The sequence below is a fragment of the Paracidovorax citrulli genome, assembly GCF_900100305.1.
Taxonomy (GTDB): Bacteria; Pseudomonadota; Gammaproteobacteria; order Burkholderiales; family Burkholderiaceae_C; genus Paracidovorax; species Paracidovorax citrulli.
In genome coordinates this window covers 1-15,034 of the sequence record NZ_FNEY01000010.1, presented here as the reverse complement: position 1 = coordinate 15,034, position 15,034 = coordinate 1, and the positions used below count along the sequence as shown (strand labels likewise).

Below are 15,034 nucleotides of genomic sequence, written 5' to 3'. Positions count from 1 at the left end.
CGGTGGAGGGGAGGGAGGGGCGGCCGTCAGGCCTCCTCGTGGAGCAGGCTCAGTCCGATCGCGCCGCGGCGTCGCAGCCAGGGGCTGGGGCGGTAGCGCGGATCGCCGTACACCGTCTGCAGGTTGAACAGCACCTCCAGCATGTTCGCCGGCCCCCAGCGGTTGCCCATGGCCAGCGGGCCCAGGGGATAGCCCAGGCCCAGCGTGACGGCGGATTCCAGGTCGGCCGGGCTGCAGATGCCCTGCTGGCAGATGTCGCTGGCGATGTTCACGATGGTTGCCACCACGCGCTGCGTCACGAAGCCGCCGCTGTCGCGGATCACGCTCACGGCCTTGCCGTCGCGCGCGAAGAGGGCGTGCGCGGCGTCGCGGATGTCGATGCGCGTGGCCGGGTTGGTGGCCAGCACGCGGCGGCGGGTGGCGGCGTCCTCCACCAGCATGTCGATGCCGATGGTGCGGGCCGGGTCCAGCCGTTCGACCACGGCCACGGTGGTGACGTCGAAGCCCAGGGGCGCCACGAGGGAGATCGCCTGCGGCGACGGGGACGTGCCGGTCTCGATCCGGGCGCCCAGGTCCTTGAGCAGCTGGAACACCTCGGCGCGCCGCGCGGCGCGCGACGACACCCACACCGGAGGGATTTCCGCGACCGTGGGCGCGGGCGGCTCGGCCGGCACCTGCGCCTGCCCGTCCACGTAGCGGTAGAAGCCTTCGCCGGTCTTGCGGCCGAGCAGGCCGGCGGCCAGACGCTGCGCGGCCAGGGCGCTGGGGCGATACCGCGGCTCTTCGTAATACTGTCGATAAACGGACTCCATGACCGGCTGCGACACGTCGAGCGCGGTCAGGTCCATCAGCTCGAACGGGCCCAGCCGGAATCCGACCTGGTCGCGCAGGATGCGGTCCACCGTGGCGAAATCGGCCACGCCCTCGCTGACGATGCGCAGCGCTTCGGTACCGAATCCGCGCCCGGCGTGGTTGACGATGAATCCGGGCGTGTCCTGCGCGCGTACCGGGGTGTGGCCCATGGCGCGCGCGAGGCCGGCGAGGCGGTCGCACACGGCCGTGTCGGTCTTCAGTCCGGCGATCACCTCGACCACCTTCATGAGCGGGACGGGATTGAAGAAGTGGAAGCCCGCGAGGCGTTCCGGATGCCGCAGCGCCGCGCCGATGGCTGTCACGGACAGCGAGGAAGTGTTGGTGGCAAGCACCGTCGCCTGCGCGACGATGTCTTCGAGTTCGCGAAAAAGCGCCTGTTTGGCGTCCAGGCGCTCCACGATCGCTTCTATGATGAGGTGGCACCCGGCGAGATCCTGCAGCGCAGCGGCCGGAGCCAGCCGGCCGGCCAGGGCCGTGGCCTCGTCGCCGGAGATGCGGCCCTTGGCGGCGAGGCGTTCCCACTGCTGCCGGATGTTGCCTTGCGCGGCCTCGGCGGCGCCTGGCCGGTTGTCGAGCAGCAGCACCTGGCTGCCGGCCTGCGCCGCCACCTGGGCGATGCCCTGGCCCATGGCGCCCGTGCCTATGATGCCTACGATAGGGAAGGGGTTGGTCATGGAGCGCGATTATGGCGGTGAGGGAGCAGGCGGCTTTATGTGCAAGAATGAACCGAATAAGAATGTAACTATTGTGAAGTTAAGTAACGCGATACTCGGAGCGAGCCTTTCCGCCCTGGCCACGGGGGCGTCGGCGCTGTCGCTGGGCGCCAGCCATGGCACGGTGGTGCTGGGCGCGCCGGTGGACCTCGTGTTCGACGTGCAACCCGATTCGGGCAGCGACATCGAGGCTTCCTGCGTGCGCGTGCGCCTGATGTCCGGGGATACGGCCGTGCCGGACTCCAAGGTGCAGGTCACTCCGGTTCCTGCGGCCGGCGGGCGCAGCCCGGCCGTGCGCGTGCGCGCATACATCACGGCGGACGAGCCGGTCGTCACCGCGACGGTCTCCGCCGGCTGCAGTGGCGGGGTGACCCGCCGCTACACCTTCCTCGCGCAGTTGCCCGAAGCGGTGGCTGCGGCGTCACCGTCCGGACCGGTGGACATCGGCCGGCTGGCCGGAGCGGGGGCTTCGGCGGCGGGGGCATCTGCCGGTGCCGCCCAGGGCATGGGCGGCCGGGGCCCGCGGGCAGCCGCTTCCGGCGCCGCGCCCTCCCCGGCGCCGCGGGCCGGCCGCCAGGCTGCCGCTGCGGCGCCTTCCGCACCCCGGCCGCCGAGCCGCGCTCCGAAGCCGGCACCCACGGCCGCCGCGTCGCCCGCGGCCGAACGCGCCCGGCTGGTGATGGAGCCGCTGGACGTCTGGCTGGACGGACCGTTGCCGCTGCGCCAGTCGCCCGAACTGGCCGACACCGGGGGGACCGCTTCTCCCGAGCAGCGCGCGCGGGCCGCGGCCCTGTGGAAGGCGCTCAACACCCCTGTGGAGGACGTGCAGCGCGCGGCCGGCCAGGCCGCGCAGCTCGAGGGTGCCGTGGCGACCGAGCGTGCGCGCGCCGCATCCGAGCGCGCTGCGGCAGCCGATCTGCGGCAACGCCTGGACGATGCCGAGTCCGATCGCTTCCCCTCCGTGGTGGTCTATGCGCTGGTGGGCCTGGTGGTGGCGCTGGCCTTGCTGGCTGCCTGGCTGTGGGGCCGCGCCCGCAGGGCGGCGGCCTCCGCCTGGACCGAAGCCGTCGCTGCCAGCAGCCAGCCCCGGGAGCCCGGCGGCGAGCCGCTGGCGCCGGAAAGCTCCGCGCAGGCGACCCGGCCGCAGGCCGAGGCGCCCGCAGAGCGTCCGAAGCGCCAGCCCGTGATGCCCAGCCGGGCGTCGGCTTCCGCGGCCAGGGTGCCTCCGGTGCCGGCCGAACCTCCGGCGCCCCTGCCGGCTGCCGCCCCGGCCGCGCGGGACAGCTTCCACCTTCCCGCGTTCGCGGACTCTCTTTCCGGCGCGGTGCTGGTCGAGGGGCCGGTGATGACGCGCAACGCGCCGCTGGTTCCCGGGCGTGCGCCTGCGCCCGCGCCGGCTGCGCCGGCCCCTGCGCCCTTCATGGCACCGGCGCCGATGGCGGCGCCCGCGCCCGCCGCGGTGCCCCGCATGGCGGGCCCGCAGCCCGAAGACCTGTTCGACATCCAGCAGCAGGCGGAATTCTTCGTGTCGGTGGGCGAGCACGACCAGGCCATCGCCGTGCTCCGGCAGCACATCGCCGCCCATGGAGATACCTCGGCATTCGCCTACCTGGAGCTGCTGCGTCTCTACCACACCCTCGGCCGCGTGGAAGGCTTCCACCAGCTGCGCGAGCAGTTCTGCGCGCAGTTCAACGTCTCGGTTCCCGAGTTCGGCAATTTCCACCGCAGCGGCAAGACCCTGCAGGGCTTTCCCGACGCCCTGGCGGCGATCGAGGCCGAATGGTCTTCGCCGGCCGTGCTCGGGGTGATCGAGGGATTCCTGTTCCGGCAGGCCGACGCGCCCAAGGCCGCGCAGTTCGACCTGGCGGCTTTCGACGACCTGCTGCTGCTGCTGGCCATCGCCCAGACGACGCCGGCCAGCGCCCGCGGCCCGGCGCCTCCGCGACCGCGCACCACGCCGAACGAGATCCCCGCCGACGAAGTGCAGGCTGCCGCTGCGCCGGTCCGGGCCGCCAGCGCCGAGCCCGAGGAGGAGCTGCGTTCGTTCGACACGCTTTCGGCCGGCCTGACCTGGGAATCGCTGCCCGCGCCGCTGCCGCGGGCCCCGTCCACCGCGCCGTCTCCCCTGCACGAAGATCCGGACGCGATGCTCGACATCGACCTGTCCGAGCCGCCCCACCTCACGCTCAGCGACCTGCCGCCGGTGCCGGTGACGCCGCCGCCCGCGCCCGGCCAGTCGGTGGGTTTCGGGATGGACGAGAAGATGGAACTGCGCCTGGAACTGGACGAGTTCGATCGCAAGAACCGCACGCCCAAGGGCTGATGCGGTGCCGGCGGCGGCGCGGGCCTCGGCGGGCATGCCCGGGGTCCGCCGGCCGGCGGACGAGGGCTACCGCCCCATGCGCTGCATGAGGTCGCGCGCCGCGGCTTCCGGATCGGGGGCGTTCACCAGCGCGCGCACCACGGCGATGGACCCGACGCCGGTCGCGAGCACATCGGCGAACTGTTCCGCGCCGATCCCGCCGATCGCCACCTGCGGGTAGCCGCGCATGAGCCGCGCATAGCCCGCGAGGCGGGCCAGCCCCTGGGGCACGGTCGCCATCTTCTTGAGCGTGGTGGGGAAGACCGCGCCCATGGCCACGTAGCTGGGAGCCGCCGCGTCGGCGCGCACCATCTCGGCGTACCCGTGCGTGCTCACCCCGAGCCGCAATCCGGAGGCGCGCAGCGTCTCCAGCGAGCCGGGGGGCAGGGCATCGAGGTCTTCCTGCCCCAGGTGGACGCCATAGGCACCGGCCCCGATGGCGGCCTGCCAGTGGTCGTTGATGAAGAGCAGGGCGGAGGTGCCCCGCACCGCCTCTACTGCGGCCCGCACTTCGCGCTCGACGGCCGCGCCGTCTTCCGACTTGAAGCGCAGCTGCACCGTCGGCACGCCGGCCCGGGCCATGCGGCCCACCCAGTGGGCATCGGGCAGCACGGCGTACAGGCCGAGCCTGTCCGGGCAGGTCGCGAAGGGGCGGGCGTGGGGCCGGGGCTGCAGGCCGAAGTCCACGGGCTCGTCGGGCCAATGCGATGCGTCGAAATGGCCCGTGCGGTCCGTCCGGGCCTGCCAGGCGCGCGCGAGGCAGTCGGCGTCCACGGCGATGAAGCCGAGCTGGCTGCAGGCGCGCAGGGCGGCGCCATAGGCCGCTCCACCGTGCGCAGGGGCCGGCGCGGGCTGGGCGGGAAAGCCGGCGAAGGCCGCCGCGTGGGCCTGCACGATGGCCTCGGCCATCGCCTGGAGGGTGGAATCTTCAGCCATGGTCGTGGTGCCAGAAAGGGGTGCCGAGCACGGGCGTGCTCGGCTGGGCGGCGTCCTGCGCGGACATGGCGCCGGCCTGCCGGGCGGTGCGTCCGGCCTGCACCGCGTCGGCGAAGGCGCCGGCCATGGCCACCGGGTCCTGCGCCAGGGCCACGGCCGTGTTGAGCAGCACCCCGTCGTAGCCCCATTCCATGACCTGGCAGGCATGCGAGGGCAGGCCCAGGCCCGCATCCACGAGCAGGGGTACGTCCAGCCGCTCGCGCAGCGTGCGCAGCGCGTACGGATTGACGGGGCCACGGCCGGTGCCGATGGGCGCGGCCCAGGGCATGACGGCCTGGCAGCCCACGTCCACCAGGCGCTGGCAGAGCACGAGGTCTTCGGTGCAGTAGGGCAGCACGTGGAAGCCGTCGCGTACCAGCTGGGAGGCGGCCTCCACGAGGTTCAGCGTGTCGGGCTGCAGCGTGTAGTCGTCGCCGATCAGCTCCAGCTTGATCCAGGGCGTGCCGAAGACCTCGCGGGCCATCTGGGCGGTGGTGACGGCTTCCTGGATGCTGTGGCAGCCGGCGGTGTTCGGCAGCACCGGCACGTCCAGCCGGCGCAGCAGTTCCCAGAAGCCGCTGCCGGCTTCCGCGGGGTTGCTGCCCTGGCGCCGCAGCGAGGCGGTCACCATGGCCGGGCGGGCGCGCCGCACGGCGGCCTCCAGCACGCTGGGCGAGGGATAGCGGGCGGTTCCCAGCAGGAGCCGGCTGGCGAAGCGCTGGCCGTAGAGGACCAGGGCGTCATCGGATGCGGTGTCGGGCATGGCGGATGTCGGAAAGGGAAGGGCTGGGCGGCCTGCGTCGGCAGGCTGCCGGGCAGGGGCGTCAGCCGCCCGTCACCGGCGCGATGATCTCGACCCGGTCGCCGGACTGCAGCGCATGCTGGGCATGGCGGGCCTGGGGGACGAACACGGTGTTGACGGCCACCGCGAAGGGCGGGCGGGCGGCGATCGCCGCGATGGCATGGGCCACGGTGGCGCCCTCGGGCAGCTCGGTGGCTTTCTGGTTGATGACGACGTTCATGGCAGTGCGGCGGCGGACTCGAGGTCCAGCGCCAGGTCGAAGCGGGAGGCGAGGGGTGATTGTCCTTCGTTCAGGCATTCCATCACCACGTCCAGGATGGCCGGGGAAATCATGAAGCCGTGCCGGTACAGGCCGTTCACCTGCAGAACGCGCGGCGCGGTGCGCCGCACCGCGGGCAGGTTGTCGGGCAGGGTGGGACGGCACTGGGTGGCGATCTCGAGGATGCGGGCCTCGGCGAATCCGGGATGCACGGCATAGGCCGCGCTCAACAGTTCCAGGGTGGAGCGCACGCTCGCGGGCGAGAGGTCGTCCGATTCGATCTCGGTGGCGCCGATCACGAAGACGTGGTCCTGCTTGGGGGCGATGTAGATGGGGTAGCGCGGATGCACCAGCCGGGTGGGCCGGCGCAGCGCCACGCCGGGCGCGTGCAGGCGGACCACCTCGCCGCGCACCCCGCGCAGTTCGGACCACTGGGCCAGGGCGCCCAGGCCCCGGCAGTCCAGCACCCAGTCGGGCTGGCCGGGCATGCCCGGCGTGAAATCTTCCGGCGTGCGCGGGTGGTGCCAGTGCACCCGGACGCCGCGTGCGCGCATGGCGTGCTCCAGCGCCGCGAGCAACTGGCGATTGTCGAGCTGGCCCTCTCCGGGCAGGTACAGGCCCTGGTGGAAGCGCTGTCCCTGGAGGGCGGGCTCGGCCTCCTGCAGTTCCCTGCCGTCCAGCACCTGGAGGGCCGGCAGTTCGGGAACGGTGCGGGCCGTGCGCTCCAGCACGCCGCGCAGCCGCGCGGCCTCGGCGGCATCCTGGCGGTGCCAGAGGATGAGGGTGCCCTCCTGCTGGAAGAACACGGGCCACTCGAGGCCGGCCAGCAGCTGGGGCCAGCGCGACAGGGCATGGTGCCCCATGCGGACCACGCCGGCTTCGGTGATGGCGGATTCCGCCAGCGGCGCGAGCATGGCGGCGGCGATGCGGGCGGCCGCGCCCTGGGCGTCGGGGCCCTGGGCCTCGTACACCTCCACGGCGTGCCCCTGCCGCGCCAGCTCGGCGGCCAGCAGCCGGCCCATGAGGCCGGCGCCCAGGATGGCGATGGAGGAATGCGGGGACAGCAGGGCGGTCATGGGCGGGCGGTGGATGCGGTTCTCGTCGGTCGGGCGCTTGCGCGCGAAGGCGCGGCACGGAGAACAGGCGGCGGTCCACCGTCGAAACTCCCCACGCCAGCATGACCTGGATCGGGTGCCGAGGGTCTTTCTCAGCCGCGCCCGGCGGGCGCGGCACCCCTGTTTCGTCCGTTCCCTGAATTACAGCACAGCGCTGCGGAAGGCGTATTTGATATCGCGCATGCGCCATAATTTTTGCCATGAATTCCAAGCCTCTCGAACCACGGCCGGCTGCATGCGCCGTGGAAGGACCCCGATACGTGCGCGTCCTGTCCATCGCCGGGTCCGACAGCGGAGGCGGGGCGGGCATCCAGGCCGACCTGAAGACCTTCGCCGCCCTGGGCTGCTACGGAATGACCGCCATCACGGCCATCACCGCCCAGAACACGCAGGGCGTACGCTCCATCCACGGAGTGCCCGCCGCCATCCTGGGCGACCAGATCGACGCGGTGGTGGAAGACATCGGCGTGGATGCCGTCAAGATCGGCATGCTGCATGCTCCGGAGGTCGCCGAGGTGGTGGCCGACGCGATCCGCCGGCACGCGCTGCCCCACGTGGTGCTCGACCCCGTCATGGTGGCCACCAGCGGCGATCGCCTCATCGCGCCGGACACCGTGCGCGTGCTGGTGAAGGCGCTGTTTCCGCTGGCTGCGGTGGTGACGCCGAACCTCGACGAGGCGGGCATGCTGCTGGGCCGCGCCATCCAGGACGAGAGCGCCATGGACGCCGCGGCGCGGGAGCTGCTGGGCCTCGGCGCCCAGGCCGTGCTGCTCAAGGGCGGCCACCTGCCGGGCGACGCGCTGGTGGATGTCCTGGCCGTGCGGGGCGTGGCGCAGCACCTGCGCCTGCGGTCCGCGCGCATCCCGACGCGCAACGGCCATGGCACGGGCTGCACGCTGTCGTCCGCGATCGCCGCCCACCTGGCCCTGGGCAGCGGACTGCGCGAAGCGGTGGCCGCCGCGCATGCCTACGTCCAGGCGGCGATCGCCGCCGGGGCACCGGTGCGCACGGGCCGCGGCGCAGGTCCGCTCGACCATGGGCATGCGCCCGTGGCGCAGCGCATCCACCGCGACCCGGCCGCGACCGGGGGATCCCTGTGAGCGGCCGCCCGCCGCGCCAGGGGGAAGCCGCATGAGTCTCCGCGCTCCGGACCCGGGGCACATCCGGGACGCCTTCTCCACGCAGGACGCGCTCGTGCAGCGCTACGTACTGCAGGACGTGATCGGCACGGGCTCCTACGGCATCGTGTTTTCCGCGGCCCACCGCCAGACCGGCCAGAAGGTGGTGCTGAAGTTCGTCCGCATCGACGAGGACGAGCGCCTTTTCAAGCGGTTCCGGCGCGAGATCGCGGCCTGCGCCCGGCTCCACCATCCGCACATCGTGCAACTGCTCGACGAGGGCGTGTGCGGCCCGTTCGTCTTCGCGGTGTTCGAGTTCGTCCCGGGCCTGACGTTGCGGCAGGTGCTGCAGAACCAGGGCGCGCTGCCCGCGGCCGAAACCGGCCGCCTCATGCTCCAGGTGCTGGACGCCATGGCCTGCGCGCACGACGCGGGCATCACGCACCGCGACCTCAAGCCCGAGAACATCATGGTCAGCGCCTCGGGGCTGACCTCGCATGCCAAGGTGCTGGATTTCGGCATCAGCACGCTGCTGCCCGGCTTCGGCGATGCGCTGGCAACCCAGCTCACGCGCGAGGGGGAATACGTCGGCACGCCCGCCTACAGCTCGCCGGAGCAGTTGCGCGGCGAAGCCGTGACCCCCCAGGCCGACCTCTATGCCTGGGGCCTGATCTTCCTGGAGTGCCTCACCGGCAAGGTGGTCACGGGCGAATCCACCGCCGAGATCTACCAGCGGCAGTTGTCGCCCCAGGAATTCAGCCTGCCCCAGGCGATCCAGGGCCATCCGCTGGCCGAGGTGCTGCGCAGCGCCCTGCGCAAGCGCTGCCAGGACCGGGCCGCCTCGGCGCGCCAGCTCTGGGAGCGCTCGGCCGCCGTGCGCCTGGACGACCTGGTAGGCATCCTGCGGACGCGCCCGGGCGCCGGCCCGAGCGCCATCGCGCCCACCGTGGCCTTCGGCACGCCGCACGAAGAGAAGCGGCAGCTCACGCTGCTGTACTGCGGCGTCTATTTCTCGCAGCCGCCCGAGCCGGCGGACGAGGAGGTCGCGGAGCGGCAGGAGATGGCCCAGCGCAGCGTGCTGCGCCGCCTCATCGACGTCGCCGTGCAGCGCGGCGGCACGCTGGGCGGTACCCTGGGCACGCATTTCCTGGTCACGCTCGGCTACTCCTCCCACGCCGAAGCCGATGCCCGCCTGGCCGCCCGGATCTCCCGCGAGCTGGTGCGTTCGGCAGAGGATGCGGGCCCGGAGGTGCGCTGGCAGGTCCGCATCGGCCTGCACACGGGCTCCGTCCTGATCGAGAGCGGTTCGGTCGTGCCGTGCCGCGCGCTGGACATCGCGATGCGGATGGAAGCCGCGGCGTCCGACGGCCAGGTGGTCGTGAGCGAGGCGGCGCGCCAGCGCCTGCGCCACCATGCCCGCTTCGTGCCGCAGGGCGGCGTGCGCCTGCCGGGCGCCACCTCGGAAATACCTGCCTTCGGCATGCTGCCCGAAGAGGCAGCGCGGCAACCGCTGCGCGAGGCCGTGGGCCGGTGGCGCGAGCTGCTGGCGCTGCGCCGCCGCTGGCGGGACGCGGTCGCAGGGCGGGGCCGCGCGGTGCTGGTGCGCGGCGAGGCCGGCATCGGCAAATCCTGCCTGAGCGAAACCTTCCTGTCGCAGGTGGAGGGGCGCGAGGGGCTGGTGCTGCGCACCGCCTGCTGGCCCGAGCAGGAAAACAGCGCCCTCGCGCCCATGCTGGCCCTGGTGCGCGCGCAATGCGGCGATCCGGAAGCCCCCGACGACGCCGTCGTCGAGCGCCTGTCGGCCCTGCTGTCCGCGGCCGGCTGCGACGTGGAGCGCGTGCTGCCGATCTTCTGCGTCTGGCTGTCGCTGCAGGTCGGCCGGCACCAGGTGGTGGACATCGCCCCCGCGCTGCAGAAGGCGCTGCTGATGGAAGCCGCGCAGCGCTGGCTGCAGACGCAGGCGCGTTCCGCTCCGGTGCTGCTGTTCGTCGAGGACCTGCACTGGGCGGATTCCGCGACGCTGGAATGGCTGGCGGCGCTCGCGGGCGCCATGGCGGAGCAGCGCTGGATGCTGCTGCTCACGGCCCGGCCCGAATGGGAGCCGCCCCTGCCCATGGCCGGTGCGCTGCAGCGGCTGGAGGTGGGCCGGCTGGGGCCGGCCGAGGCCGCGTCCATGGTGCGGCACGTGCTGGCGCCGCGCCGGGTGTCGCAGGCGGTCATCGACCACGTCGTCGCCCGCACGGACGGCGTCGCGCTGTTCATCCAGGAGCTCGCGCGCACGCTGCTGGAAACCTGCCTGGTCGAGCGCGACGGCGTGTGGGATTTCCAGGACCAGGCCGACCTGAAGGGCATTCCGATCACCCTGCGCGACTCGCTGGAAAGCCGCTTCATGCAGCTCGGCCCGGCGCGCGAGGTGCTGCGCTGGGCCTCGATCTGGGGACGGCGTTTCGATGCCGAGTGGCTGCCGGACTGCGGCATGCAGGACGTGGAGGACAGCCTGCGGTCCCTGGTGGACGTGGGGCTGCTCATGCCGGCGGATGCCGCGGGCCACTACCTGTTTCGGCATGCGCTGATCCGCGACGCCGCCTACGACAGCATGCTGACGACGCAGCGCTCGCATATGCACGGCGTGGCCGCCACGGTGATATTGAAGCGGCGCCCCCGTGTGCGCGACGAAGAGCCCGGCCTGCTGGCGCACCACTATGCGCTGGCGCGGGATTTCGCGAACGCGGTGCCGGCGGGACTCGCCCAGTTGCGCATGACCCAGCACCGTTCGCTGAACGACGAGACCATCACCTATTCGCGCACGGTGGAGGAGTGGATCGACCGCCTGGAGGAGGCCGACCGCTGGGAGCCCCGGCTCGCGCTGGACGGCTACGTGCTGCAGGCGCTGATGAACAAGTACGGCTGGGCGCATCCCCAGGTGGAGCAGCGCATCGAGCAGTCCCGGGGGCTGGTGGAGCGCGACATCTCCGTGGACCTGCGGGTGCAGCACATCTGGCTCATGCTCACCTACCACCACGTGGCGAGCCACCGTGCCGAGGTCATGCGCCTGAGCCTGCAGCTCGAAGAGCTGGCGCGCCGGCAGGGGGACGCGGGCATCCTGGTGGCGGCCTGCACCTGGATCGGGCTCGCGTTCTATTCCGAAGGGCGCTTCGAGGAAGCGGAGCGCTACCTCTCCGAAGCCATCGACGAGCGCCATGGCGATGCCTCCAGGCACCATGCCGCGCAACTGGGCTTCGACACCGTGTCGTGGGCGCTGGCCGCGCGGTCCCTGGTCCGGTGGGGCGCCGGCCACGACGCGCTGGCGCACGACGATGGCGTGCGCGCGGTGGAACGCGCCCGGGCCCTCGCGCACATTCCCTCGATGGGCATCACCATGCTCTACCAGGCCCTGGGCTACCTGGGGCGGCAGGACGTCGAACGCGCCCGCCAGGTGGTGGACGAGCTGATCGAGCTGTCCGGGCGCTATGGCCTGCCGGCCTTCCGCGGGTATGCCGAGGTCATCCGCTGCTGGGTGGTGGGCGACCTCGCCGGTGCCGACGGAATGATCGAGGCCCTCTGGGGCATCGGCTGCAAATATTGCCAGACCTACTACCGGGCCTTCTGCGCGGAGATCCTGGCGCGGCAGGGCCGCTGGGCCGACGCCGCCGGCCGCCTGGAACACTGCATCGAACTCGCGCGCGAACTGGACGAGGGCATATACACTGCGGAACTGTGGCTGCAGAAGGCCCACTGCCTGCTGCAGGACGGCGCGCGCGCCACAGAGGCCGCCGCCTGCCTGCGCCAGGCCGTCCAGACCGCCCGGGAAGGCGGCAAGTACCGGATAGAAGTGCAGGCCCTGTCACGCCTGCGCCATGTGGATCCCGCATCCTGCACTGCCAGCGACGAAGAGCGGCTGCAGTCCTTGCTGGGTATGCGCCCCGGGCTCGGGGCATTCGTGTGTTGATCCGATGATGATGAGGGGAGGATTCCAATGAGTTCCATTCAGCAGCAGCCCGGCGATCCCTTGCTGGAATTCCGGCTGGCCTATCTGCGTGCCATCGCCAAGTCCTGGTACGAACCCGAATACCGCGACACCCTGCTCAGGCAAAAGGACATCCAGCCCCTGCTCGCCAAGGACTTCGGCATGACGACCCAGTGGCCCTGGCTGGACGTGGCGCTCCTTCGCAGCGACAACCCGCTCGACCAGACCTTGTGGAAGCCCGAACTGACCGCCGGCTGGATCGGCCTGGACGATGCCTTCGAGATCGTCTTCCCCGAAGCGCCCGCCGACCGCGCCGCCGAGGCGCTGGCCAGCTATTACCAGCTGTTCCCCACGCTCATGGGCGCGACCGCCGACGCCCGCGACGAGGAGCACGTGCCGCCGGGCATGGTGGGCGGCGCGCTGCCCACGGGCCTGGGCATCCCGGGCGGGGACCCCGGCTCCCTGCTGGCCTTCGGCGGCGTGGTGCTGCGGGCCATCGCGCTCGCCTGGCAGTCGAAGGAGTTCCGCGACGAGCTGCTGAACCCCGGCTGTGCCGATGCGGCGCCGCTGTTGAGCCAATGGCTGGGCTACAACAACCCCTTCAACTTCTCCATCCGGTTCACGCCCAACAAGTCGCTGACCTGGGATGCCGGCAAGGGTTGCTGGAACCAGCTCAATCCGGACGGCAGCAAGATCAAGAACCGCATCGTGCTGAACTATCCCAACGCGCCCGAGGCCCGGGATTTCTGGCCGATCTCGCTCACGTCGTACAACAACACCGGCAGCGCCTATCCGTTCACCTGCTGAGTGCCTGCCGTGCCACCTGAAGGGCCGGTCGGCCTCGCCGGGACCTGGGAGGCCCTGCGCGGCAGTTCCGCCACCCTGGCGCTCACCCTGAGCGCGCGGGCCTCCCCGCTGGCACGCGAGGCCGACGCCGCATGGGTGGATCCCTGGGCCGCGCCGCTGCTGGCGCAGTGCCCCTGGGACCTGCGCCGCGCGGCGGACGACCCCGCGCTGGTGCGGGCCGTGGTGGCGCGCGGCCTGGTCTTCGACCGCCTGGTGCTGCAGGCCTGCGCCGAGCGGCCTGTCCACGCCGTGCTCAGCCTGGGCGCGGGGCTCTGCACCCGGCAGGGCCGGCTGGCGCCGTCCTTGCCGGGCGTCGAATGGATCGATGCCGACCTGCCGGAAGTCATCGCCCTGCGGCGCCTGCTCCTGCCTTCCGTCGCGGCCCCGGGCTCGGGCCGGCTGGTTCCCGGTACCCTGCAGGACGACACCTGGCTGGAGGCCATGCCCTGGCAGGAAGGCCGGAGCTTCCTCGTGCTGCTCGAAGGCGTGGCGCCCTATGTGCCCCCGGCGGACATCCGGCATCTGCTCGAGCGGCTCGCGGCGCGTGCGCGGCGCGCAGGCTGCGGCTGCCGCGTGGTGCTGGATTACCTGCATCCGGATTTCGTGCCGATCGCCGCCTGGCAGGCGGGCCCCGCCATGTTGCCGGTGGTCAGCGGCTTCCGCGATGCCGCCGCGCTGGTGGAGGGGGGCACGGGCTTTCGCGTGCTGCAGGAATGCCGGCCCTTCGGCCTGTTTTCCGAAGCGCACCGCCGGTTCGAGGACGAATTCCGCGGGCGCCATGGCCACGTGCCCTATGCCGTGGCCTGCCTGGAATCTGCCTCTTGAGCCGTTCCGACAGAGCCAGGAGACAACGTCGGGAGTGTCTGACTTGAGAGCGGCTGACACGACCCAGCGAAGCGGTTCTGGCTAGGCGCCGCATCGCAGGCAGTACGGGTAGTACGACAAGATGCGGCAACGATGCCAGAAGGGTCGTGTTGGTCGCTTTAAGACCAGGACGCGAGCGTTGTCACCACCCGGGCGAAATCCTGCAACGTGCCAACATTCTTGTACTCGACGTAGTACATGTATTCGTACATGGCTTGCCGTTCGGTCCCTTCAACAAGGCGGCCTGCTTGACTGGTATCGCAAAGCCTCTCCAGTTTCACGAGATCAAAAGGCTCCTTGCCATTTTTGTCGGCCAGTTCCTTCGCCGCGTTCAACTCCGCATTGCGTAAAGCAGCATTGCGTTCCTTGAGTTTCTTATGGAAGTCGAGCGCATCTGCGCCTTTCAGGCCTGTCATGGTATTTTTCGGGGTCAAGTCAGTGAACTATGGGCGGCCAGAGCGTCCGACCACGTCATGCCCGCGTACCGCTCCAATGCGGTGCGGGCATCCATGGCTCGCGCTGGGTCGTCTATACCTTTGGTCAGCCGGTCGATCAGCGCAGCGTCAATGATCTGATCGCCGCTATCGCCTGCCCGGGCACCTTGGGGATCTGTAATGGCCTCGTATAACTGAGGGTCATGAATGCTCAGTTCGCCGTTGACGACGCTGGCAACCATCGCCTTGCTGCCATTCCCGGTAGTGCCGAATAGATGATAGCTCCCCAAGGTCGGGTTCGAGAGAAACTTGTCGATGACATCGAGCCGGTGCCCGCGAACCGCCGAGAATCCGTTGGCAACCGCAACGTAGAGCGTGTTATGAACTTTGCTCCTCGGAGTGGAAGTCAAAGGTAGAGTCTGCGGATGCCCCGCAAGCCCTACCCGACGGATGTCAGCGATGAAGAATGGAGCTTCGCTGCGCCCTACTTGAGCCTGATGGACCAGCGCGCGCCCCAGCGCGAGCACGATCTGCGCGAAGTCTTCAACGCCCTGCGCTGGCTGGTGCGCGCAGGCGCGCCTTGGCGGATGCTGCCCAACGATCTACCTCCTTGGGAGGCGGTCTACCAGCAAACCCGACGCTGGCTGGAAGCGGGCTGCTTCGAGGCGATGGTGTCGGACCTGCGCTCGATCATCCGCGTGGCGCA

The 15,034-nt window shown here is 71.2% G+C and carries 13 protein-coding genes and 1 riboswitch; of the genes, 6 read left to right on the top strand and 7 right to left on the bottom strand.

Translation table 11 applies throughout. From position 1 onward, the window contains the following. Nucleotides 1-26: 26 nt before the first annotated feature. Nucleotides 27-1,547, bottom strand: coding sequence for a 3-hydroxyacyl-CoA dehydrogenase (locus tag BLR99_RS08780; protein ID WP_011796149.1), 1,521 nt, complete (start codon nucleotides 1,545-1,547; stop codon nucleotides 27-29). A 73-nt stretch (nucleotides 1,548-1,620) separates the two neighbouring features. Between BLR99_RS08780 and BLR99_RS08775 the strand changes: the two genes are divergently transcribed. Next, nucleotides 1,621-3,909, top strand: coding sequence for a DUF6479 family protein (locus tag BLR99_RS08775; protein WP_041827505.1), 2,289 nt, complete (start codon nucleotides 1,621-1,623; stop codon nucleotides 3,907-3,909). A 66-nt stretch (nucleotides 3,910-3,975) separates the two neighbouring features. Here the strand turns inward: BLR99_RS08775 and BLR99_RS08770 are convergent, their stop codons facing one another. From BLR99_RS08770 to BLR99_RS08755, 4 genes are all read right to left on the bottom strand, one after another. After that, the gene (locus tag BLR99_RS08770) at nucleotides 3,976-4,884 is read right to left on the bottom strand and encodes a thiamine phosphate synthase (RefSeq protein ID WP_011796147.1); all 909 of its coding nucleotides are present in this window, start codon (nucleotides 4,882-4,884) and stop codon (nucleotides 3,976-3,978) included. Further along, entirely contained in the window at nucleotides 4,877-5,686 is an 810-nt protein-coding gene (locus BLR99_RS08765; protein ID WP_011796146.1) for a thiazole synthase, read from the bottom strand. Before BLR99_RS08765 ends, BLR99_RS08770 begins: the two co-directional genes overlap by 8 nt. A gap of 61 nt (nucleotides 5,687-5,747) precedes the next feature. Further along, entirely contained in the window at nucleotides 5,748-5,945 is a 198-nt protein-coding gene (gene thiS, locus BLR99_RS08760; protein ID WP_011796145.1) for a sulfur carrier protein ThiS, read from the bottom strand. Further along, nucleotides 5,942-7,060, bottom strand: a complete 1,119-nt coding sequence (locus BLR99_RS08755; RefSeq protein ID WP_011796144.1) for an FAD-dependent oxidoreductase — start codon at nucleotides 7,058-7,060, stop codon at nucleotides 5,942-5,944. The genes thiS and BLR99_RS08755 overlap by 4 nt, the downstream gene beginning before the upstream one ends. 71 nt (nucleotides 7,061-7,131) lie before the next feature. Next, nucleotides 7,132-7,231, bottom strand: a riboswitch (TPP riboswitch). A 68-nt stretch (nucleotides 7,232-7,299) separates the two neighbouring features. Here BLR99_RS08755 and thiD point away from each other — a divergent pair. From thiD to BLR99_RS08735, 4 genes are read left to right on the top strand one after another with little or no spacing between them, the layout of a single operon-like run. Next, nucleotides 7,300-8,199, top strand: a complete 900-nt coding sequence (thiD, locus tag BLR99_RS08750; protein WP_011796143.1) for a bifunctional hydroxymethylpyrimidine kinase/phosphomethylpyrimidine kinase — start codon at nucleotides 7,300-7,302, stop codon at nucleotides 8,197-8,199. A gap of 31 nt (nucleotides 8,200-8,230) precedes the next feature. Beyond that, entirely contained in the window at nucleotides 8,231-12,166 is a 3,936-nt protein-coding gene (locus BLR99_RS08745) for a TOMM system kinase/cyclase fusion protein (protein ID WP_011796142.1), read from the top strand. Nucleotides 12,167-12,193: 27 nt separating this feature from the next. Continuing rightward, entirely contained in the window at nucleotides 12,194-12,991 is a 798-nt protein-coding gene (locus BLR99_RS08740) for a BMA_0021/BMA_0022 family TOMM bacteriocin (RefSeq protein WP_011796141.1), read from the top strand. 9 nt (nucleotides 12,992-13,000) lie between these two features. Beyond that, entirely contained in the window at nucleotides 13,001-13,855 is an 855-nt protein-coding gene (locus BLR99_RS08735; RefSeq protein ID WP_232521745.1) for a class I SAM-dependent methyltransferase, read from the top strand. Nucleotides 13,856-14,013: 158 nt separating this feature from the next. On the opposite strand, the gene BLR99_RS08730 is transcribed toward BLR99_RS08735, so the two are convergent. Together BLR99_RS08730 and BLR99_RS08725 are read right to left on the bottom strand one after the other, a co-directional pair. Then, complete coding sequence (locus BLR99_RS08730) at nucleotides 14,014-14,310, bottom strand: hypothetical protein (protein ID WP_011796139.1); 297 nt, start codon at nucleotides 14,308-14,310, stop codon at nucleotides 14,014-14,016. 14 nt (nucleotides 14,311-14,324) lie between these two features. Further along, a complete protein-coding gene (locus BLR99_RS08725) occupies nucleotides 14,325-14,738 on the bottom strand; it encodes a hypothetical protein (RefSeq protein ID WP_233423719.1) in 414 nt (137 codons plus the stop codon). A 15-nt stretch (nucleotides 14,739-14,753) separates the two neighbouring features. Between BLR99_RS08725 and BLR99_RS08720 the strand changes: the two genes are divergently transcribed. Beyond that, nucleotides 14,754-15,034 (top strand): transposase (locus tag BLR99_RS08720; protein ID WP_139160148.1); only part of this gene is annotated, 281 nt, incomplete at its 3' end.